Annotated in this window: 17 protein-coding genes and 5 tRNA genes; 2 read left to right on the top strand and 20 right to left on the bottom strand. The window is 57.0% G+C overall.

Annotated features, from left to right (window positions below):
- Nucleotides 1-46: 46 nt before the first annotated feature.
- From nadD to leuS, 4 genes are read right to left on the bottom strand one after another with little or no spacing between them, the layout of a single operon-like run.
- Nucleotides 47-688, bottom strand: a complete 642-nt coding sequence (gene nadD, locus QZ766_RS16810; RefSeq protein WP_297203944.1) for a nicotinate-nucleotide adenylyltransferase — start codon at nucleotides 686-688, stop codon at nucleotides 47-49.
- 1 nt (nucleotide 689) lies between these two features.
- On the bottom strand, nucleotides 690-1,721 hold the full coding sequence (gene holA / locus QZ766_RS16805; RefSeq protein WP_297203941.1) for a DNA polymerase III subunit delta: 1,032 nt from the start codon (nucleotides 1,719-1,721) through the stop codon (nucleotides 690-692).
- On the bottom strand, nucleotides 1,721-2,308 hold the full coding sequence (lptE, locus tag QZ766_RS16800) for an LPS assembly lipoprotein LptE (protein WP_297203939.1): 588 nt from the start codon (nucleotides 2,306-2,308) through the stop codon (nucleotides 1,721-1,723). Before lptE ends, holA begins: the two co-directional genes overlap by 1 nt.
- A 14-nt stretch (nucleotides 2,309-2,322) precedes the next feature.
- Nucleotides 2,323-4,905, bottom strand: a complete 2,583-nt coding sequence (leuS, locus tag QZ766_RS16795; RefSeq protein ID WP_297203936.1) for a leucine--tRNA ligase — start codon at nucleotides 4,903-4,905, stop codon at nucleotides 2,323-2,325.
- A gap of 214 nt (nucleotides 4,906-5,119) precedes the next feature.
- Between leuS and QZ766_RS16790 the strand changes: the two genes are divergently transcribed.
- Entirely contained in the window at nucleotides 5,120-5,602 is a 483-nt protein-coding gene (locus QZ766_RS16790) for a zinc ribbon-containing protein (protein WP_297203934.1), read from the top strand.
- A gap of 42 nt (nucleotides 5,603-5,644) precedes the next feature.
- Here QZ766_RS16790 and QZ766_RS16785 read toward each other — a convergent pair whose 3' ends face one another.
- The 9 genes from QZ766_RS16785 to miaB all read right to left on the bottom strand — a co-directional run bounded on the left by QZ766_RS16785 (nucleotide 5,645) and on the right by miaB (nucleotide 14,877).
- Nucleotides 5,645-6,370 carry an amino acid ABC transporter ATP-binding protein gene (locus QZ766_RS16785; protein ID WP_297203931.1) on the bottom strand — a complete coding sequence of 242 codons (726 nt, stop codon included), beginning with the start codon at nucleotides 6,368-6,370 and terminating at the stop codon, nucleotides 5,645-5,647.
- Nucleotides 6,371-7,045, bottom strand: a complete 675-nt coding sequence (gltK, locus tag QZ766_RS16780) for a glutamate/aspartate ABC transporter permease GltK (RefSeq protein ID WP_297203928.1) — start codon at nucleotides 7,043-7,045, stop codon at nucleotides 6,371-6,373. It lies immediately after the preceding gene.
- Nucleotides 7,045-7,785, bottom strand: coding sequence for an amino acid ABC transporter permease (locus QZ766_RS16775; protein WP_297203926.1), 741 nt, complete (start codon nucleotides 7,783-7,785; stop codon nucleotides 7,045-7,047). Before QZ766_RS16775 ends, gltK begins: the two co-directional genes overlap by 1 nt.
- 154 nt (nucleotides 7,786-7,939) lie before the next feature.
- Nucleotides 7,940-8,845 (bottom strand): amino acid ABC transporter substrate-binding protein, encoded by a 906-nt coding sequence (locus QZ766_RS16770; protein WP_297203924.1) that lies wholly within the window; start codon nucleotides 8,843-8,845, stop codon nucleotides 7,940-7,942.
- A 399-nt stretch (nucleotides 8,846-9,244) separates the two neighbouring features.
- Nucleotides 9,245-10,783 carry an apolipoprotein N-acyltransferase gene (gene lnt, locus QZ766_RS16765; RefSeq protein WP_297203923.1) on the bottom strand — a complete coding sequence of 513 codons (1,539 nt, stop codon included), beginning with the start codon at nucleotides 10,781-10,783 and terminating at the stop codon, nucleotides 9,245-9,247.
- Between the two features lie 17 nt (nucleotides 10,784-10,800).
- Nucleotides 10,801-11,679, bottom strand: a complete 879-nt coding sequence (gene corC, locus QZ766_RS16760; RefSeq protein ID WP_297203922.1) for a CNNM family magnesium/cobalt transport protein CorC — start codon at nucleotides 11,677-11,679, stop codon at nucleotides 10,801-10,803.
- Between the two features lie 104 nt (nucleotides 11,680-11,783).
- Nucleotides 11,784-12,251 (bottom strand): rRNA maturation RNase YbeY, encoded by a 468-nt coding sequence (gene ybeY / locus QZ766_RS16755; protein WP_297203921.1) that lies wholly within the window; start codon nucleotides 12,249-12,251, stop codon nucleotides 11,784-11,786.
- The gene (locus QZ766_RS16750) at nucleotides 12,248-13,303 is read right to left on the bottom strand and encodes a PhoH family protein (protein WP_297203920.1); all 1,056 of its coding nucleotides are present in this window, start codon (nucleotides 13,301-13,303) and stop codon (nucleotides 12,248-12,250) included. The genes ybeY and QZ766_RS16750 overlap by 4 nt, the downstream gene beginning before the upstream one ends.
- A gap of 149 nt (nucleotides 13,304-13,452) precedes the next feature.
- Nucleotides 13,453-14,877, bottom strand: a complete 1,425-nt coding sequence (miaB, locus tag QZ766_RS16745; RefSeq protein WP_297203919.1) for a tRNA (N6-isopentenyl adenosine(37)-C2)-methylthiotransferase MiaB — start codon at nucleotides 14,875-14,877, stop codon at nucleotides 13,453-13,455.
- A 138-nt stretch (nucleotides 14,878-15,015) separates the two neighbouring features.
- Between miaB and ubiF the strand changes: the two genes are divergently transcribed.
- Nucleotides 15,016-16,191: a 3-demethoxyubiquinol 3-hydroxylase gene (gene ubiF, locus QZ766_RS16740; protein WP_297203918.1), complete on the top strand. Its 1,176-nt coding sequence runs from the start codon at nucleotides 15,016-15,018 to the stop codon at nucleotides 16,189-16,191.
- Nucleotides 16,192-16,283: 92 nt separating this feature from the next.
- On the opposite strand, the gene QZ766_RS16735 is transcribed toward ubiF, so the two are convergent.
- From QZ766_RS16735 to QZ766_RS16705, 7 genes are all read right to left on the bottom strand, one after another.
- Nucleotides 16,284-16,358 (bottom strand) — tRNA-Gln (locus QZ766_RS16735).
- Between the two features lie 18 nt (nucleotides 16,359-16,376).
- A tRNA-Met gene (locus tag QZ766_RS16730) sits at nucleotides 16,377-16,453 on the bottom strand.
- Between the two features lie 70 nt (nucleotides 16,454-16,523).
- Nucleotides 16,524-16,598 (bottom strand) — tRNA-Gln (locus tag QZ766_RS16725).
- A gap of 22 nt (nucleotides 16,599-16,620) precedes the next feature.
- Nucleotides 16,621-16,705, bottom strand: a tRNA-Leu gene (locus tag QZ766_RS16720).
- Nucleotides 16,706-16,713: 8 nt separating this feature from the next.
- Nucleotides 16,714-16,790 (bottom strand) — tRNA-Met (locus QZ766_RS16715).
- Between the two features lie 271 nt (nucleotides 16,791-17,061).
- Nucleotides 17,062-18,732 (bottom strand): asparagine synthase B, encoded by a 1,671-nt coding sequence (asnB, locus tag QZ766_RS16710; RefSeq protein WP_297203917.1) that lies wholly within the window; start codon nucleotides 18,730-18,732, stop codon nucleotides 17,062-17,064.
- Between the two features lie 256 nt (nucleotides 18,733-18,988).
- Complete coding sequence (locus tag QZ766_RS16705; RefSeq protein WP_297203913.1) at nucleotides 18,989-19,744, bottom strand: HAD-IIA family hydrolase; 756 nt, start codon at nucleotides 19,742-19,744, stop codon at nucleotides 18,989-18,991.
- Between the last annotated feature and the right edge of the window lie 42 nt (nucleotides 19,745-19,786).

The raw sequence follows: 19,786 nt of genomic DNA, 5'->3' as shown, positions 1-19,786 counted from the left end.
GCCCGGCTGCGAAGAATATCAGCCTGCTCACCGCTGTCAATGTCCGTTAGCGATACAGGCCCTGCTCTTCGATGTACGCCAGCACGCTGGCGGGCATCATTTCCGCACAGGGTTCTCCCCGCTGGAGACGCTCGCGGATCAGTGTCGCGGAGATATCAAACCACGGTGTTTCCGCCAGATAGATTTTACCGGCGGGGAGGCGGTGCAGATCGTCTGCGCTGTGGGTGAGATGATCGTCGAGCCAGGCCTGGTGCGCCGGGTCTTTCATGGTGAGTGGATAGCCCGGACGGCGGCACACCAGCAGGTGGGCGTTATCAAGAATGCTGGCGTAGTCGTGCCAGGAGGGAAAGTTCAGCAGCGAATCCTGGCCGATAATAAAGGCCAGCGGCTGGGCGGGGCCCTGCTCCGAGCGCCAGGCTTTCAGCGTCTCTGAGGTATACGACGGAGTAGGGCGCTTCAGTTCGCGCTCGTCGAGGGTAAACAGCGGCTTGTCGGCAATCGCTAGCGCCAGCATGTGCATGCGTTGGGCGCTGGTGGCTTCCGGCTGCGGACGGTGCGGGGGCACGTTGTTTGGCATAACGATGACCCGCGACAGACCGATCAGGTTGGCCAGCACTTCTACCGGCCTGAGGTGGCCGTAGTGAACCGGGTCAAAAGTACCGCCGTAAAGGGCCTTGAGAACGGTCATATTATCCTTCGAAAAAAATATCGGGCAGCGTTTTATGGCACAGCAGCAGGGAGAGACTTTCCAGCTCTGCCCACACCGATTTGCCGTAATCCTGCTTGAGCGTCAGTTCGATTTGCGTCAGCAGCGACACCGCGTGGCGCAGCTGCTCGGCGCTGAGGCGATTGAGTGCATCCGTGAACAGCGGCCGCCGGTTTTGCCACACTCTGTGCTTATCAAACAGCGCCCGCAGCGGCGTGCTGGCGGACTGGCGCTTCATGTTGACCAGCAGCAGCAGTTCGCGCTGCAGGGTGCGCAGCAGGATAACCGGCTCGCCGCCTTCCTGGCGCAGCTGCTGTAAAATATGCAGGGCCCGCTTGCTCTTTCCCGCCAGCAGCGCGTCCAGCCAGTGAAAAGGAGTGAAGTGCGCGGCATCGTTTACCGCTTGTTCAACTCGCGGCAGGGTAAGTTTGCCGTCGGGCCACAGCAGCGACAGCCGTTCCAGCGCCTGGGACAGCGCCAGCAGGTTACCTTCGTAGCAGTAGCAGAGCAGCTGGCTTGCCGCATCGTCGAGCTGCAAACCGCGGTGTTTGGCTCTTGCTGCCAGCCAGCGCGGAAGCTGCGCCTGCTCGGGCGTCTGGCAGGAAACCTGTACGGCGCGATTAGCCAGCGCCTTAAGCCAGGCGGCATTTTCCTGCGCTTTGGTGAGTTTATTACCGCGAACGATCAGCAGCAGATCGTCGTGCAGCAGGGCGAGCAGCGCCGACAGTTGTTCGTTGATGGCCGCGTTCGGGCCATTGTCCGGCAGGAGCAGCGTCAGGGTCTGGCGGCTGGAAAACAGGCTGCGCGCCTGGCACATTGAGAAAATGGTGTTCCAGTCAGTGCTGGCGTCGATGGCGACCGTATGGTGCTCTTCGAAGCCCTGGGCGTTCGCCGCGTGGCGCACCGCGTCCTGACTTTCCTGAAGCAGGAGGGGATCGTTACCAAGGAGCAGATACGCCGCGCGCAGCCCTTCAGTGAGCTGCGCGCGGAGTTGTTCTGGGTACAGCCGAATCATCAGTTACCCAGCGTGGTGGAAACGCGTGCATTAGCCGGCGTAGCGGCTGGAGCTGCAGGCGTTTGACCGTTCTCTTTCAGTTCTTCATCATCGGCAACCTTGACGCTCGGCAGCTCGCGGATCAGCTGTTCGGCGGCGCGATCGTACATCTCTTTCACGATCATGTCTTTCTCAGCATCCTTCGCCAGCGCCTTCTGCGGGTTGTCGAAGTAAGAGCGATAGACTTTGGTGTGAATCGGATAAATATCATGGCCCGGGATCAGCACGCTCGCCGTCACGGTCATCACCATCTGATACTCCGCCGTATCGCCGTTCTGGAAGATAGACGCGGTGTCTTCGCTGATAGTTGAGCCGCCCATGCGCAGCGACGGAATGTCTTTGCGTACCGAACTGCCTTCAACAATATCGACGTTGTTCAGCCGCAGCTGGTTACGCACCGCGCGGCTCAGAGGACCGTTAGGATCGCCGGACACGAAGATAAGCTTTCGCATATTGTCCGGAACCTGCGTCGTACTGCGCAGGTGCCAGCCACAACCGGCGGTGACAAGCACCGCCACAGATAACAAAAGGGATGTCAAAATGCGCACGTTTCCTCCCGCGCTTAGCCTACGACCAGATTGAGCAGTTTGCCCGGAACGTAAATCACTTTACGCACGGTTACGCCATCCAGATATTTCGCAACCAGATGCTCCTGGCCTGCGCGTTCACGAACCTGCTCTTCGGTGGCGTCAACCGGTACGGTGATTTTGCCACGTACTTTACCGTTAACCTGCACCACTACCAGCGTCGTGTTTTCCACCATCGCTTTTTCGTCTGCCACCGGCCACGGTGCATTATCAATATCGCCTTCGCCGCCCAGCGCCTGCCACAGGGTGAAGCTGGCATGCGGGGTGAACGGGTTAAGCATGCGCACAACGGCCAGCAGCGCTTCCTGCATCAGGGCGCGATCCTGCTCGCTGTCGGTCGGGGCTTTCGCCAGTTTGTTCATCAGCTCCATGATTGCTGCGATAGCGGTGTTAAAGGTCTGACGACGACCGATATCATCGCTGACTTTGGCGATAGTTTTGTGAACATCGCGGCGCAGCGCCTGCTGATCCTCGCTGAGCGCAGCGACGTCGAGTGCCGCTACCGGGCCTTTCTCAACGTGCTCGTAAGCCAGTCTCCAGACGCGTTTCAGGAAGCGATTCGCCCCTTCTACGCCGGACTCCTGCCACTCCAGGGTCATATCCGCCGGCGAGGCAAACATCATAAACAGGCGAACCGTGTCCGCGCCGTAGCGCTCAACCATGACCTGCGGGTCGATGCCGTTGTTCTTGGACTTGGACATCTTGCTCATGCCGGTATAAACCAGCTCGTGGCCCGCGGCGTCTTTAGCTTTAACAATGCGGCCTTTCTCGTCGCGCTCGACGATAGCATCTACCGGAGAGACCCAGTTGCGCTCGCCGCTTGCGCCGACGTAGTAGAACGCGTCTGCCAGCACCATACCCTGGCACAGCAGCTGCTTCGCTGGTTCATCGGAGTTAACCATGCCCGCATCGCGCATCAGCTTGTGGAAGAAGCGGAAGTAGAGCAGGTGCATAATCGCGTGTTCAATACCGCCGATGTAGATATCGACCGGCAGCCAGTAGTTAGCGGCTTTCTCGTCCAGCATCCCTTTGTCGTACTGCGGGCAGGTGTAGCGCGCGTAGTACCAGGAGGACTCCATAAAGGTATCGAAAGTGTCGGTTTCGCGCAGCGCCGGCTGGCCGTTAACGGTGGTTTTTGCCCACTCGGGATCGGCTTTGATTGGGCTGGTGATCCCGTCCATCACCACGTCTTCCGGCAGGATCACCGGCAGCTGATCGGCAGGGGTTGGGATAACGGTGCCGTCTTCCAGGGTTACCATCGGAATTGGCGCGCCCCAGTAGCGCTGGCGCGAAACGCCCCAGTCGCGCAGGCGGTAGTTCACTTTGCGCTCGCCGACGCCAATGGACGTCAGTTTGTCGGCAATAGCGTTAAAGCCTGCTTCGAAATCCAGGCCGCTGAACTCGCCGGAATTAAACAGCACGCCTTTGTCGGTCATTGCCTGTTCGGACAGGTCCGGCTCGCTGCCGTCGGCGGCCAGAATTACCGGCTTGATGGCAAGGCCGTATTTGCTGGCAAATTCGTAGTCGCGCTGGTCGTGACCCGGAACGGCCATTACCGCGCCGGTACCGTACTCCATCAGTACAAAGTTTGCGGCCCATACCGGGATAGCTTCGCCGGTCAGCGGATGAATCGCTTTAAAGCCGGTGTCGATGCCTTTTTTCTCCATGGTCGCCATATCGGCTTCGGCCATTTTGGTATTGCGGCATTCGTCGATAAAGGCAGCCAGCTCGGGGTTATTCTGCGCCGCCTGCTGGGCCAGCGGATGGCCCGCGGCGACAGCCAGATAGGTCGCACCCATGAAGGTGTCCGGGCGGGTGGTGTAAACCGTCAGCTTGTCGGCATAGTCGGCCACGTCGAACGTGATCTCAACCCCTTCAGAGCGGCCGATCCAGTTGCGCTGCATGGTTTTAACGGTGTCCGGCCAGTGGTCAAGGGTGTCCAGATCGTTAAGCAGTTCGTCGGCGTAGGCGGTGATTTTGATAAACCACTGCGGGATCTCTTTACGCTCGACTTTGGTGTCACAGCGCCAGCAGCAGCCGTCGATAACCTGCTCGTTAGCCAGGACGGTCAGATCGTGCGGGCACCAGTTCACGGACGAGGTTTTTTTATACACCAGGCCTTTCTTATACAGTTCGGTAAAGAACTGCTGCTCCCAGCGGTAATATTCCGGGGTGCAGGTAGCCAGCTCGCGGCTCCAGTCATAGCCGAAGCCCAGCATCTTGAGCTGGTTCTTCATATAGGCGATGTTGTCATAGGTCCACGGCGCCGGCGCGGTGTTGTTCTTCACCGCGGCACCTTCTGCTGGCAGGCCGAAAGCATCCCAGCCAATGGGCTGCAGCACGTTTTTGCCCAGCATGCGCTGGTAGCGTGCGACAACGTCGCCAATGGTGTAGTTGCGCACGTGGCCCATGTGTAGTCGGCCAGAAGGATAGGGTAGCATCGACAGGCAGTAGTATTTCTCTTTACTGTTGTCTTCGGTCACTTCAAATGTGCGCTTTTCGTCCCAGTGTTGCTGGACTTTGGATTCTATCTCTTCCGGGCGGTATTGCTCTTGCATGGCAGCCAGTGGTCCTGTTTTCAATACAGCTACGCGTGTAGCCAGTGGATGTGGTGATTCAGATCCGCATAGCATAGCCCAAACGTGCACGTCACAACAGCTTTTCACGCCTTTGCCGGGAGCGTTTATTTACCGTTAGTGCGGTCTTCCAGACAATTCCTCGCTTGAATAAGGTCTATTATTAGAAGACGTTAACCGACCGGAAGAGGGAACCATGAATAAGGTAGCGCAATACTATCGCGAGCTGGTGGCAACGCTGTCGGATAAATTGCTCAGCGGCGAGCGCGACATTGACGAGCTGGTAGAGCGGGCGCGTGAAGACGCTAAACGGACCGGTGAGTTAACGGAAGCCGAGCGGGATCGGCTCTTCAGCGCGGTGCGCCGCGATCTGGAAGAGTTTGCCCTCAGCTACCAGGAGAGTCAGGCGGAGCTGCAGGACAGCGTTTTTATGCGGGTAATAAAGGAAAGCATCTGGCAGCGGCTGGCGGATATTACGGATAAGACCCAGCTCGAGTGGCGCGAGGTGTTTCAGGATCTCAACCATCACGGCGTCTACCACAGCGGGGAAGTGGTGGGGTTAGGCAATCTGGTTTGCGAAAACTGTCACTTCCACCTCGCGATTTACTCCCCCGAAGTGTTGCCGCTGTGTCCCAAGTGCGGGCACGACCAGTTTCAGCGCAAGGCGTTTGAGCCATAATCGATCATGCCGGGCAGTGCTGCCCGGCATTTATCGCTCAGATCAGTGCAAAATTTTCGCCAGAAAATCTTTCGCCCTGTCCGATTGAGGATTGTTGAAAAAGTCGTCCTTATTTGAATCCTCGACGATTTTTCCTTCATCCATAAAGATAACCCGGTTGGCCACTTTGCGGGCGAAGCCCATTTCGTGAGTAACCACCATCATCGTCATTCCCGAATTCGCCAGCTCGACCATCACGTCCAATACTTCGTTGATCATTTCCGGATCCAGCGCCGAGGTAGGTTCATCGAACAGCATCGCCACCGGATCCATGCACAGCGCGCGGGCAATAGCCACGCGCTGCTGCTGGCCGCCGGAGAGCTGGGACGGGAACTTGTCGGCGTGGGCCGAAAGGCCGACGCGCTCCAGCAGCTTGAGACCCTTATCGCGGGCGGCGGCTTTGTCGCGCTTGAGCACTTTGACCTGCGCCAGCGTCAGGTTTTCGACAATCGACAGATGCGGAAACAGCTCAAAATGCTGGAATACCATTCCAACTTTTGAACGCAGCTTTGCCAGATCCGTTTTTTTATCGTTCACGCGGGTATCGTTTACGGCAATCTCGCCCTGCTGTACCGGCTCCAGGCCGTTTACCGTTTTGATAAGCGTCGATTTACCGGAGCCGGACGGGCCGCAGACGACAACCACTTCACCTTTTTTTACTTCCGTGGAGCAGTCGGTCAGCACCTGAAAGTGGCCATACCATTTCGAAACATTTTTCAGGGAGATCATTTATACGGTCCTTTTCTTCAAATAGCTGACCAGCAGGGAAGCGCTCAGGCTAATAACAAAGTAGACGGCGCCGGCGAACAGGATCATTTCAACCTGCGTGCCGTCGCGCTCGCCGATAGTGGAGGCGGTGCGGAAAAAGTCGGCGAGGCTCAGTACGTAAACCAGCGACGTATCCTGGAACAGGACGATGCCCTGGGTCAGCAGCAGCGGCACCATCGCGCGAAACGCCTGCGGCAGAATAATTAACCGCATCGCCTGGCCCTGAGTCATGCCCAACGCCAGCGCCGCATTGCCCTGGCCGCGCGAAACGCTCTGAATCCCTGCGCGAATAATTTCTGAATAGTAGGCGGCTTCAAACATTGAAAAGGCCACCATCGCAGAAACCAGGCGAATGTCCGCTTTCGGCGACAGCCCCAGAACATTTTGTAAAAAGCCTGGCACGATCAGGTAAAACCAAAGCAGCACCATCACCAGCGGAATGGAGCGGAACACGTTGACGTATACGGTCGCAAACCAGGCAACGGGCTTGAACGGTGACAGGCGCATCACCGCCAGCAAAGTGCCCCAGACGATGCCGAAAATGACCGCCGTAACGGTGATTTTTAGCGTGATCAGCAGCCCGTCGAGCAGGTAGGGCATGGACGGAACAATGGAACTCCAGTCAAAATCGTACATTATTTGCCTCCCATATTGCCCGGCAGGCGCGTTTTACGTTCAACCAGATTCATGCCCAGCATAATCACCGTATTAATCAGCACGTAGGCCAGCGTAATGGCGGTAAACGATTCCCAGGCGTGGGCAGAGTAGTCCAGCAGCTTGCCCGCCTGCGCCGCCATGTCCACTAGGCCAATCGTTGAGGCGATGGCGGAGTTTTTCACCAGGTTCATCATCTCCGAGGTCATCGGCGGCACGATCACCCGATAGGCGTTTGGCAGCAGCACGTAGCGGTAGGTCTGCGGCAGGGTTAACCCCATCGCCAGGCCGGCGTTCTTCTGTCCGCGCGGCAGAGACTGGATTGCCGCACGAACCTGCTCGCAGACGCGGGCGGCGGTGAACAGGCCGAGACACAGCATTGAGGAGACAAAAAACTGAATATTGGGATCCAGCTCGGACTTAAACCACATGCCGAGGTTTTCCGGCAGCAGCTCGGGAATAACCAGATACCAGGTAAAGAACTGCACGATGAGCGGCACGTTACGAAACAGTTCGACGTACAGGGTGCCAATTCCGGAAAGAAAGCGGTTGGGCACCGTGCGCAGAATGCCGAATAACGAGCCGACGAGAAAGGCGATAATCCAGGCGCTGATTGACAGTGCGACGGTGACCTGAAAACCGCTCCACAGCCAGCCAAGGTAGGTGGTGTTGCCGAAGGGGGCCTGCTGCAGGAAGATCCCCCAGTTCCAGTCTATAGACATACTTCAACTCCAAAAAAAAGGGTAGCAGCGCTACCCTCGAAGACTGCTAAGGAAATCATTTTTTTTCGCGCCGGAAGGGGAACGGCCTTCCGTCGTATAGTCTGTCCGGTTTCCCCGCAGTCGGGAGGGCAGGCGAACCCGCCCCTCGTTGTTATTAGTTCAGTGCTTTATCGTTAGGATCTTTAAACAGCGTCTTCATGTCGTCAGACAGGTCGAAGTTCATGTTCAGATTTTTCGGCGGAATTGGGTTTTTAAACCACTTGTCGAACCACTTCGCCGCTTCGCCGGAAGTCTGTGCCTTGGCAATAGTGTCATCCATCAGCTTTTTAAACTGCGGATCGTCTTTGCGCAGCATGCAGCCATAGGCTTCTTTCGACTGCGGGGTGCCGACGATTTCCCAGTTATCCGGCTTTTTCGCTTTCGCGCGTTCGCCGGCCAGCAGGGCATCATCCATCATAAATGCCACCGCGCGGCCGCTTTCCAGCGTACGGAAAGAGTCACCGTGGTCTTTGGCGCTGATGATGCGCATATCCATTTTCTTCTCGTCGTTCAGCTTGTGCAGCAGAACTTCAGAGGTGGTGCCCGAGGTAACGACAACCGCTTTGCCTTTCAGATCGGCAAAGTCTTTAATATCGCCGCCTTTTTTCGCCAGCAGGCGGGTGCCGACCACGAAAATGGTGTCGGAGAAAGCGGCCTGCTTCTGGCGCTCGAGGTTGTTGGTGGTCGAACCGCACTCAAAATCGTAGGTACCGTTCTGCAGCAGAGGAATGCGGTTTTGTGAGGTGATAGGGATCAGTTTGACCTGCAGATCCGGCTTGTTAAGCTGCTTCTTGATCGCATCGACGATCGCGTTGGAGTAATCCTGGGAGTAGCCAACCACTTTCTGCTGATTATCGTAGTAGGAGAAAGGGACCGACGATTCGCGGTGGCCGACGACAATTACGCCGTTTTTAGCGATTTTATCGAGAGTACTGCCTGCCGCCGGTGCGTCTGCCGCGTGCACCAGTCCGCCGGACAACCCCATCACCACCATTGCTGCGGCCAGTTTACGTAATTGCATTTCCAACTCCTCATTGTAGCGTCAGGGACGCACAGATACTGATTGTGAACGTTGTGTTGTTATTGTCTGCAACTTAACCGTGCAGTTTGAAGTCTTTTTGTTAACATTTAGCATGGCTTAATGTAAAGATTTTGCTGCGTTATTGTTTATATTTGCGAAGTGCTCCGCACTGATTAAAGGCGAAAAAACCGCATTGCACCGTAATGGTGCCTGTTCCGCACGGTTTGAGTGCGTAAGGCAAACGCGCGGATAGGAATATGCGGCTTCGTTAATAACTAAAGCAATTGATGTGCCAGAGTGGGGTAAGAAACATATACAGGGAGATGAGAGACAGCAGCGATAGGAACGGAAAGCGGGATTAAAAAGCCTCTTCCCGTAGGGAAGAGGCCGAAAGCTAAACTACTTTTTACGCTGGCGCAGTGAGAAGGCGAGCGCGCTGAGGCCAAACAGGGCCGTCAGGATCCACAGCGTCATGTCACCGGTGCGCGCATAGGGCGTCAAACCGGTGGTCGGGGTCACCTTCGCCGTCAGCACGTCGCGGGTAAACTGCGGCAGTATTGCCTGCACCTCGCCCCGCGGGCCGATAACGGCGGTAATACCGTTATTGGTGCTTCGCAGCAGCGGGCGGGCCAGCTCCAGCGCCCGCATCCGCGCCATCTGGAAATGCTGCCACGGGCCGATGGATTTGCCGAACCACGCATCGTTGGAAATAGTCAGCAGGTAATCGGTATCCGGGCGGAAGTTGTCGCGTACCTGCTGGCCGAGAATTATCTCGTAGCAGATGGCTGCCGTAAGCTTCAGATTATGCGCCATCAGCTGCGGCTGAACGTACGGTCCGCGGCTGAACGACGACATCGGCAGATCGAAGAACGGCGCCAGCGGGCGCAGGATAGAGGCCAGCGGCACAAACTCGCCGAACGGGACAAGGTGGTTTTTGTTATAGCGATCCGCGGAGTCGTAGCTGTACGGATTGTCTTTGCCGAGAGTAATGATGGTGTTGTACGTGTCATACCGGTTCTGCGCGTTGCGGCGCGCGTCCACGATACCGGTGATTAACGAGCTGTTATTCTCGCGCAGCATCTCATCCACGTTAGTCAGCAGGCGCTGCTGATTGATTTCCAGATCCGGAATGGCCGACTCCGGCCAGATAATCAGCTGCGATTTGCCCATCACCCGGCGGGTCGCGTCCAGATAGATTTGCAGCGTATTGATTAACTCTTTCTCGTCCCACTTCATGGATTGCGGGATGTCGCCCTGCACCAGCGAAACCTGTAAGGCGCGCTCGGGCAGCGGCTGATACCACTGGATATAGCGCAGCGGAAAAGGCAGCGCGAACAGAATGACCGCCGCGGCGAGCAAGCGCCAGCTGCGCTGAATCAGCGCCAGCGCCAGCAGGCCGCTAACCATCATCAGCAGAAAGTTGATGGTTTCCACTCCCGCCACCGGCGCGAGCCCTTTCAGCGGGCCGTCAATCTGGCTATAGCCAAACTGCAGCCACGGGAAGCCGGTCAGCACCCAGCCGCGCAGAAACTCGGTGATTTGCCACAGCGCGGGGGCAGCAATCGCCACCCGCAGCCAGTGGGTTTTCGGCCACAGGCGCGCCAATACGCCGGCGAAAAGCCCGGTGTAGAGCGACAGATAGGCCGCCAGCAGCACCACGAGAAAGACGTTTACCGGCCCCGGCATGCCGCCAAACTGGGCGATACTGACGTAAACCCAGTTGATGCCCGAGCCGAACAGGCCAAGCCCCCAGAAATAGCCAATCCAGGCACTCTGCAGCGGGCGGCGGTTAAGCGTTAGCCCCTGTAGCGCCATCAGCGAGATTATCGCGGCCGGCCAAATGTCATAGGGCGCAAACGCCAGCGTGCCGCAGGCGCCAAAAATCAGCGCCAGCAGCAGTCGCACGGGCTGGCGTTCAATCAGAGAGGCAAATGCCATGTAAACATCCTGTTGAATTAATCTTCCAGTTCAGGCTGGGGAGCGTCATCCGGAAGTTTGACGTGAACCTGAATAATACGGCGGCTGTCGGCCATCGCAACTTTGAACTGGTAACCGTCAATGTCAATGGTTTCGCCGCGCGCGGGAAGGTGGCCAAATGCCTGCATCACCAGACCGCCGATGGTGTCCACCTCTTCATCGCTGAAGTGGGTGCTGAAAGCGTCGTTAAAGTCTTCAATCGGCGCCAGGGCTCTTACCGTCCAGGTATGGCGGCTGAGCTGGCGGAAATCGATATCTTCCTCTTCGTCATACTCGTCTTCAATTTCGCCGACGATAAGCTCAAGGATGTCTTCAATGGTCACCAGACCGGAAACGCCGCCAAACTCGTCAATCACAATGGCCATGTGGTAGCGCTGTGAGCGGAACTCTTTAAGCATGCGGTCTACGCGCTTGCTTTCGGGGACCACTACCGCCTGACGCAGCACTTTTTCCATACTGAAAGCGTCGGCATCGCTGCGCATGAACGGCAGCAGATCTTTCGCCATCAGGATCCCTTCAATGTGATCCTTATCCTCGCTGATCACCGGAAAACGCGAGTGGGCGCTGTCGATGATCACATCGAGGCACTCGTCCAGAGTCTGGTTGCGTTTGAGGGTGATCATTTGAGAGCGGGGGATCATGATGTCGCGGACGCGCTGGTCGGCGATATCCATTACCCCTTCGAGCATGTCGCGCGTATCTTCATCGATAAGCTCGTTCTGCCCGGAATCGCGGATCAGCTCCAGCAGTTCGTCACGGTTTTTCGGTTCGCCGTGGAAGAGCTGGCTGATTAACAGGGAGAAGAATCCCTTCTTATTAGGTACGTTGTCGCTACTGTGTGAATTGTCGTCGCTCATGGCGTCGTGTGGGGTCTCATGTCAGGGAAATCGTCTGCGTGACGCGCATAATCAGCATCTCGCAACATAAAAAAAACCTGCGCGGCGCGGTAGCGCCACGCGGGTTACTCTTTCTCGGCAATGTACGGATCATCATAGCCCAGAGCAAGCATTATCTCTGTTTCCAGGCTCTCCATCTCTTCCGCTTCATCATCTTCAATGTGGTCATAGCCCAGCAGATGCAAACTGCCGTGTACAACCATATGCGCCCAGTGGGCTTCGAGCGGTTTTTGCTGCTCTTTCGCTTCGCGTTCAACCACCTGACGACAGATAACCAGATCGCCCAGCAGCGGCATCTCCATGCCTTCCGGCACTTCGAACGGGAAGGAGAGCACGTTGGTGGACTTGTCTTTACCGCGATAAGTCAGGTTTAAATTGTGGCTTTCTGCTTCGTCCACCAGCCGAATGGTGACTTCTGATTCGGCCTGAAATGCCGGGACAGTGCCGTCCAGCCAGCGCTGAAACTGCGCTTCGTCCGGCAGACCGGCCTGTTCTTCGCAGGCCAGCTGTAAATCTAAAATCACGGCGCTCATTTCGTTTCGTGCTCCTGCGCGGCAAGCGCTTCGCGTTTGCGTTCTGCCGCCAGTTCGGCTTTACGTTTCTGCTCGGCTTCTTCCCAGGCTTCATACGCGACAACGATGCGGGCAACGACCGGGTGGCGCACCACGTCTTCGCTGTGGAAGAAGTTAAAGCTGATTTCGTCTACGCCGTTGAGTACTTCAATCGCGTGGCGCAGGCCGGATTTGGCATTACGCGGCAGGTCAATCTGGGTGATGTCGCCGGTGATAACCGCTTTCGAGTTAAAGCCGATGCGGGTCAGAAACATCTTCATCTGCTCAATAGTGGTGTTCTGGCTCTCATCAAGAATGATAAAGGCGTCGTTGAGCGTGCGCCCGCGCATGTAGGCCAGCGGAGCCACTTCAATCACGTTGCGCTCAATCAGCTTCTCGACCTTCTCGAAGCCGAGCATCTCGAACAGGGCGTCATACAGAGGACGCAGGTAAGGATCAACTTTCTGGCTGAGATCGCCGGGCAGGAATCCGAGCTTTTCGCCGGCTTCTACTGCCGGGCGGGTCAGTAAAATGCGGCGAATCTCCTGCTTCTCAAGAGCGTCCACCGCGGCCGCGACCGCCAGATAAGTTTTACCCGTCCCCGCAGGGCCGACGCCGAAAGTGATGTCGTGATCGAGAATATTGGCGATGTACTGGGCCTGGTTCGGCGTGCGCGGTTTAATCACCCCGCGCTTGGTCTTGATATTGATGGCCTTGCCGTAGTCCGGCACGCTCTCGGCGCTCTGCTCAAGCACCCGGGCTTCTTTGATCGCCAGATGGATTTGCTCAGGGGAGATGTCCTGCGTCTGGCCGCGCATCGGGGCGGTGTCCACGTACAGGCTGCGCAGGATATCCCCGGCGGCGCTGACGCAGATTGGGCGACCGGTCAGCTTAAAATGGTTGTCGCGACGGTTAATTTCGATGCCGAGGCGGCGCTCAAGGTGTTTGATGTTGTCATCAAACGGACCGCAGAGGCTCAGCAGGCGATCGTTGTCTGCCGGCTCAAGGGTAATTTCGCGGGTTTCTGTATTCAAACTGTCCTCTTTTTCGTTCCGCACGCGCGGCTGCGCATGCTGATAAGGAAATTATTCACGCCAGATAGCAAAGGCGCAAGCATTGCAGACGATGTGGGGATTTTGACGGGGAAAAGCAAGGGCCTGCCCGGACGGGCAGGCCGCAGGGATTACGGCTGGTAGATACCGACGCCGAGGTCGTTCTCTTTGCGGGTGCGGGCAATCACCGACTCCGGTGACTCCGCCATGCGCAGGCCCATTTCCTCTTCGGTGCGCACCAGTTTGCCGCGCAGGGAGTTTGGAAAGACGTCAACAATTTCCACATCGACAAACTTGCCGATCATCTCCGGCGAACCTTCAAAGTTCACCACCCGGTTGTTATCGGTGCGCCCGGATAGCTCCATGATGCTTTTACGGGACGTCCCTTCGACCAGAATACGCTGGGTAGTGCCCAGCATCCGGCGGCTCCAGGCCATCGCCTGTTGGTTAATGCGCTCCTGCAAAATATAGAGGCGCTGCTTTTTCTCCTCTTCCGGCACGTCGTCAACCATATCGGCAGCGGGCGTTCCCGGACGAGCGGAGAAAATAAAGCTGTAGCTCATGTCGAAGTTGACGTCGGCAATCAGCTTCATGGTCTTTTCGAAGTCTTCGGTGGTTTCACCCGGGAAGCCGACGATAAAGTCAGAGCTAATCTGAATATCCGGACGCGCCGCGCGCAGCTTGCGGATAATGGCTTTATACTCCAGCCCGGTATGGGTGCGGCCCATCAGGTTCAGTACCCGGTCGGAACCGCTCTGAACCGGCAGGTGCAGGAAGCTTACCAGCTCCGGCGTATCGCGATACACCTCGACAATATCGTCGGTGAATTCGATAGGATGGCTGGTGGTGAAGCGAATGCGGTCGATGCCGTCGATAGCCGCCACCAGGCGCAGAAGATCGGCAAAGGTGCCTGTCGTGCCATCGTAGTTCTCCCCGCGCCAGGCGTTAACGTTCTGGCCGAGCAGGTTAACTTCGCGCACGCCCTGCGCTGCCAGCTGGGCAATTTCAAACAGGATGTCATCGCACGGGCGGCTTACTTCTTCACCGCGGGTATAGGGCACTACGCAGTAGGTGCAATATTTATTGCAGCCTTCCATGATTGAGACGAACGCGGTTGGGCCGTCGGCTCTCGGCTCCGGCAGGCGGTCAAATTTCTCAATCTCCGGGAAGCTGATATCAACTACCGGGCTGCGATCGCCGCGCACCGAGTTGATCATTTCCGGCAGGCGATGCAGCGTCTGCGGTCCAAAAATAATATCCACGTAGTGGGCACGGCCGCGGATGTGCTCACCTTCCTGCGAGGCAACGCAGCCGCCAACGCCGATAATCAGATCCGGGTTCTTTTCCTTAAGCAGTCGCCAGCGTCCGAGCTGATGGAACACTTTTTCCTGGGCTTTTTCACGAATGGAGCAGGTATTAAGCAGCAGCACATCCGCTTCTTCCGCCACGTCGGTCAGCTGATAGCCGTGGGTGGCGTCCAGCAGATCGGCCATCTTCGATGAATCGTATTCGTTCATCTGACAGCCCCAGGTTTTAATATGGAGTTTTTTGGTCATCGACTTGCTCATGCTCAGGGAATGCAGGGCGCGTATTGTAATGCTTTGCGGCGAATGTGACCAGCCTGAAGGAAGTGCACCGCCCTTTAGCTGAATTTCCGGTAAACTTAAGGGATTCTGCGCTAAGGATTATTTGTTATGAGCACGCAACAAACTGATATTGCCATCGTCGGCGGTGGCATGGTGGGCGGTGCCCTGGCTCTGGGGCTTGCCCGACAGGGTTTTTCGGTGACAGTGATTGAACAATCCGCGCCCCCCGCCTTTGATGCCCTTAGCCCGCCGGACGTGCGGATCTCCGCCATCAGCGCGGCCTCCGCAAATCTGCTGCGGCGGCTGGGCGTTTGGGATGCGGTTCTCGGCATGCGCGCCCACCGCTATCGGCGGCTGGAAACCTGGGAGTGGGAAAGTGCCCACGTCAGCTTCAGCGCCGATGAGCTAAAGCTGCCGGAGCTGGGCTTTATGGTGGAAAATAACGTGCTGCAGCTTGCGCTGTGGCAGGCGCTGGAGGCGCACGATGGCGTCACCCTGCGCGTCGGCGAGCGGCTTGCCTCCATGGTGCCGGGCGGGCAGGGGAGCCTGCTCACTTTTAGCGACGGGCAGATGCTGAAGGCTCAGCTGGTGGCCGGTGCCGACGGCGCAAACTCGCAGGTCAGACAGATGGCGGGCATTGGCACTCACGCCTGGCAGTACCGCCAGTCCTGCATGCTGATAACCGTTGCCTGCGACAGCGATCCGGGCGACAGCACCTGGCAGCATTTTACGCCCGCCGGGCCGCGGGCGTTTCTGCCGCTGTTTGATCGCTGGGCGTCGCTGGTGTGGTATGACGCTCCGGCGCGCATTCGCCAGCTTCAGTCGCTGTCGATGGCGCTGCTGGAGAAGGAAATCGCGCGAACCTTTCCGGCACGGCTGGGCAGCGTGAAGCCTCTGTCAGCAGGCGCGTTTCCGCTGACCCGCCGGCACGCGCTACGCTACGTGCAGCCGGGCGTGGTGCTGCTGGGCGATGCGGCGCACACTATCCATCCGCTGGCCGGGCAGGGCGTTAACCTCGGCTACCGCGATGTGGATGCGCTTCTGGACGTGCTGGGCCGCGCCCGGGACTACGGCGAGGCGTGGGCATCGTTGCCGGTACTCAAGCGCTATCAGAACCGGCGTATGGCAGATAACTATCTGATGCAGTCGGGGATGGATCTGTTTTACACCGGCTTCAGCAACGATCTGGCTCCGGTCAGGGCGCTGCGTAATATTGGCCTGATGGCGGCAGAGCGGGCTGGTGGGCTGAAACGTCAGGCGCTGAAGTACGCGCTGGGGCTTTAACTCCTGCGGTCGGCGGGCGCGGATAACGTCCGCCGCTTATCGCTGCGGAAAGCAGAAACGAAAAAAGCTCGCCGAAGCGAGCTTTTCGAAATTGGCTGGGGTACGAGGATTCGAACCTCGGAATGCCGGAATCAGAATCCGGTGCCTTACCGCTTGGCGATACCCCAACAGGTCGTTCAGAATACTGGTGGCTACGACGGGATTCGAACCTGTGACCCCATCATTATGAGTGATGTGCTCTAACCAGCTGAGCTACGTAGCCAGAATTCATTTTTTACATCGTCATTAGCGATGCTTGCGATCCCGCGCTGTGCGCGAAATCAAAGAATAGATGGCTGGGGTACCTGGATTCGAACCAGGGAATGCCGGTATCAAAAACCGGTGCCTTACCGCTTGGCGATACCCCATCCGTACAACGCTATTCGGAAATGGTGCGGGAGGCGAGACTTGAACTCGCACACCTTGCGGCGCCAGAACCTAAATCTGGTGCGTCTACCAATTTCGCCACTCCCGCAAAAAAGATGGTGGCTACGACGGGATTCGAACCTGTGACCCCATCATTATGAGTGATGTGCTCTAACCAGCTGAGCTACGTAGCCATCTTTTTTTCGCGTTACCTTATCGGCGTTGCGGGGCGCATTATGCGTATTGAGCCCTGTAGCGTCAACACCTTTTTCAATGAAAAAGGCCGGAATATGACTGTTTGGTTAGGTTGCGAACAGCGAGGCGTAATAATCGGCAATTATTGATTATTTCTTATAATTGCAGCACAAAAAAAGCCAGCGGACCGCAATGACCCTCTGGCTTAACCGTTATTTGCGCAAGGTGGAAAGACGCGGCCTGAAACGCAGGCCGCGGCCTTCGCAATGGCTATTTCTGCGCGTAGGCGTCCTGGTGAATGCCCACCGCGCGACCTGATGGATCGTTCATGGTTTTAAACGCTTCATCCCATTCGATAGCCTTAGCCGATGAGCAGGCAACAGAAGGGCCGCCCGGCACGCATTCCGCCGCGCTCGGCAGCGGGAACAGCTCTTCGAAAATCTCGCGGTACAGATAGCCCTCTTTTGAGGTCGGCGTGTTGTACGGGAAGCGGAAACCTGCGGTTTCCAGCTGCTGATCGGTTACTTGCTTCGCGGCCACTTCTTTCAGGGTGTCAATCCAGCTGTAGCCCACGCCGTCGGAGAACTGCTCTTTCTGGCGCCAGGCGACGCTTGCCGGCAGGTAGGATTCAAAGCACTCGCGCAGAATATGCTTCTCCATCTTGCCGTTGCCGCACATTTTATCCTGCGGGTTAATGCGCATTGCCACGTCGAGGAAGGTCTTGTCGAGGAACGGCACGCGGGCCTCAACGCCCCAGGCGGACATTGCTTTGTTGGCGCGGGCGCAGTCGAACATGTGCAGCGCCTGCAGTTTACGCACTGTCTCTTCGTGCAGCTCTTTGGCGTTCGGCGCCTTGTGGAAATAGAGATAGCCGCCAAACACTTCATCGGAGCCTTCGCCGGAGAGCACCATTTTAATGCCCATCGCTTTGATTTTACGCGACATCAGGTACATTGGCGTAGAGGCGCGGATAGTTGTGACGTCGTAAGTTTCGATGTGATAGATAACGTCGCGGATCGCGTCCAGGCCTTCCTGCACCGTGAAGTGAATTTCGTGGTGCACGGTGCCGAGGTGGTTAGCGACTTCCTGCGCGGCTTTCAGATCGGGAGAACCTTCAAGGCCCACGGCGAAAGAGTGCAGCTGCGGCCACCAGGCTTCCGAACGCTCCTGATCTTCCACGCGGCGGGCGGCGAATTTTTTGGTTATTGCCGAAATAACGGAAGAGTCCAGACCGCCGGAAAGCAGCACGCCGTAAGGCACGTCGGACATCAGGTGGCTTTTTACCGACTCTTCCAGCGCCTGGCGCAGCGCGTTTTTATCGGTCACGCTGTCTTTTACCGCGTCGTAGCTGAACCAGTCGCGCTGGTAATAGGAGCGGATCTCGCCGTCCTGGCTCCACAGGTAGCTGCCTGCCGGAAACTCTTTGATAGTGCGGCATACCGGCACCAGCGCTTTCATTTCTGAGGCAATATACAGGTTGCCGTGTTCGTCGTGGCCCATGTACAGCGGGATGATGCCGATATGATCGCGGCCAATCAGGTAAGCATCTTTTTCACTGTCGTACAGTACGAAGGCAAACATGCCCTGCAGATCGTCGAGAAACTCGGGACCTTTTTCCTGATAGAGGGCCAGAATTACTTCACAGTCGGAGCCGGTCTGGAACTGATAGCGGTCGCCGTACTCGGCGCGCAGCGCCTGGTGGTTGTAGATTTCACCGTTTACCGCCAGCGCGTGGGTTTTCTTTTCGTTGTACAGCGGCTGGGCGCCGGCGTTGACGTCGACAATCGACAGGCGCTCGTGCACGAGAACGGCTTTGTCGCTGGCGTAAACGCCGGACCAGTCCGGGCCGCGGTGGCGCATCAGGCGGGAAAGCTCCAGCGCTTTTTTACGCAACTCTGCTGCGTCAGTTTTAATATCCAGTACACCGAAAATAGAACACATAGAGACTTCTCCGTTAAAGCGGTTGCGTGTTGTTATGCTGTTGCATGCCTATGAAAATGCCGTAAACCGCTGACGCAGGCAAGAGAAAACCGGCGCAATTAATAAAAACCGCAATAGCGATTAGCGAATAATGAAAAAGCAGTATGTTTAATGCGTGGCTATTGATGATCTGATAAAAAAATGGCGTTTTTATTAGATGGGGTTCTGTTTTTGATGAGGTTTAAATGAAAAGCCGCGCTGTCGGGCGCGGCTAAGCTTAGAAAATGTCGATTTCGGCGACCGAGGGATAGATCCACGACGGTCGGAAAGGCATGTTGTCGATATCGTCTACCGTTGAGACGCCGGAAAGCACCAGAATGGTTTCCAGACCGGCCTGAAAACCGGCAAGGATATCGGTTTTCAGGTTGTCGCCAACGATAACCGTCTCTTCCGAGTGCGCCTGCAGCTTGTTTAGCGCTGAGCGAATGATCCACGGGCTGGGCTTGCCAACCACGAACGGCCTGCGCCCCGAAATTTTTTCAATTCCGGCGCACAGTGCGCCGCACGCCGGAACGTAGCCGCGGGCGTGAGTATCGGGGTTGGTGGCAATAAAGCGCGCGCCGTTGGCGACGAAAAACGCCGCCTTGTGCATCATGTCCCAGTTGAAGGAGCGGGTTTCCCCGACGATAACGAAATCCGGATTAACGTCGGTGATGGTAAAGCCCGCTTTATACAGCTCGTGGATCAGCGCGCCTTCGCCAACGACGTAGGCCTTTTTGCCCTCCTGGCGGCGCAGGAAGTCGGCTGTTGCCATTGCGGAGGTATAGAAAACGCTATCCGGTACGTCAATGCCTGCAGTTGCAAAGCGGTTCGCCAGATCCTGTCCGGTCTGGGACGGGTAGTTGGTCAGGCACACCAGCGGCATTCCCTTTTCCATAATCCGCGCCAAAAACTCAGCAGCGCCGGGCACGGCCACGTTGTCGTGCATCAGCACGCCGTCAATATCACAGATGATGTTCTTAATAGCAGTCATTCGCTGTCCGACGTTTTATAAAATCAGGGGGTCAGTATATAC

It is taken from the genome of uncultured Pluralibacter sp., assembly GCF_913775985.1.
Lineage (GTDB): Bacteria > Pseudomonadota > Gammaproteobacteria > Enterobacterales > Enterobacteriaceae > Pluralibacter.
This window is presented reverse-complemented; position numbering and strand designations above follow the sequence as displayed.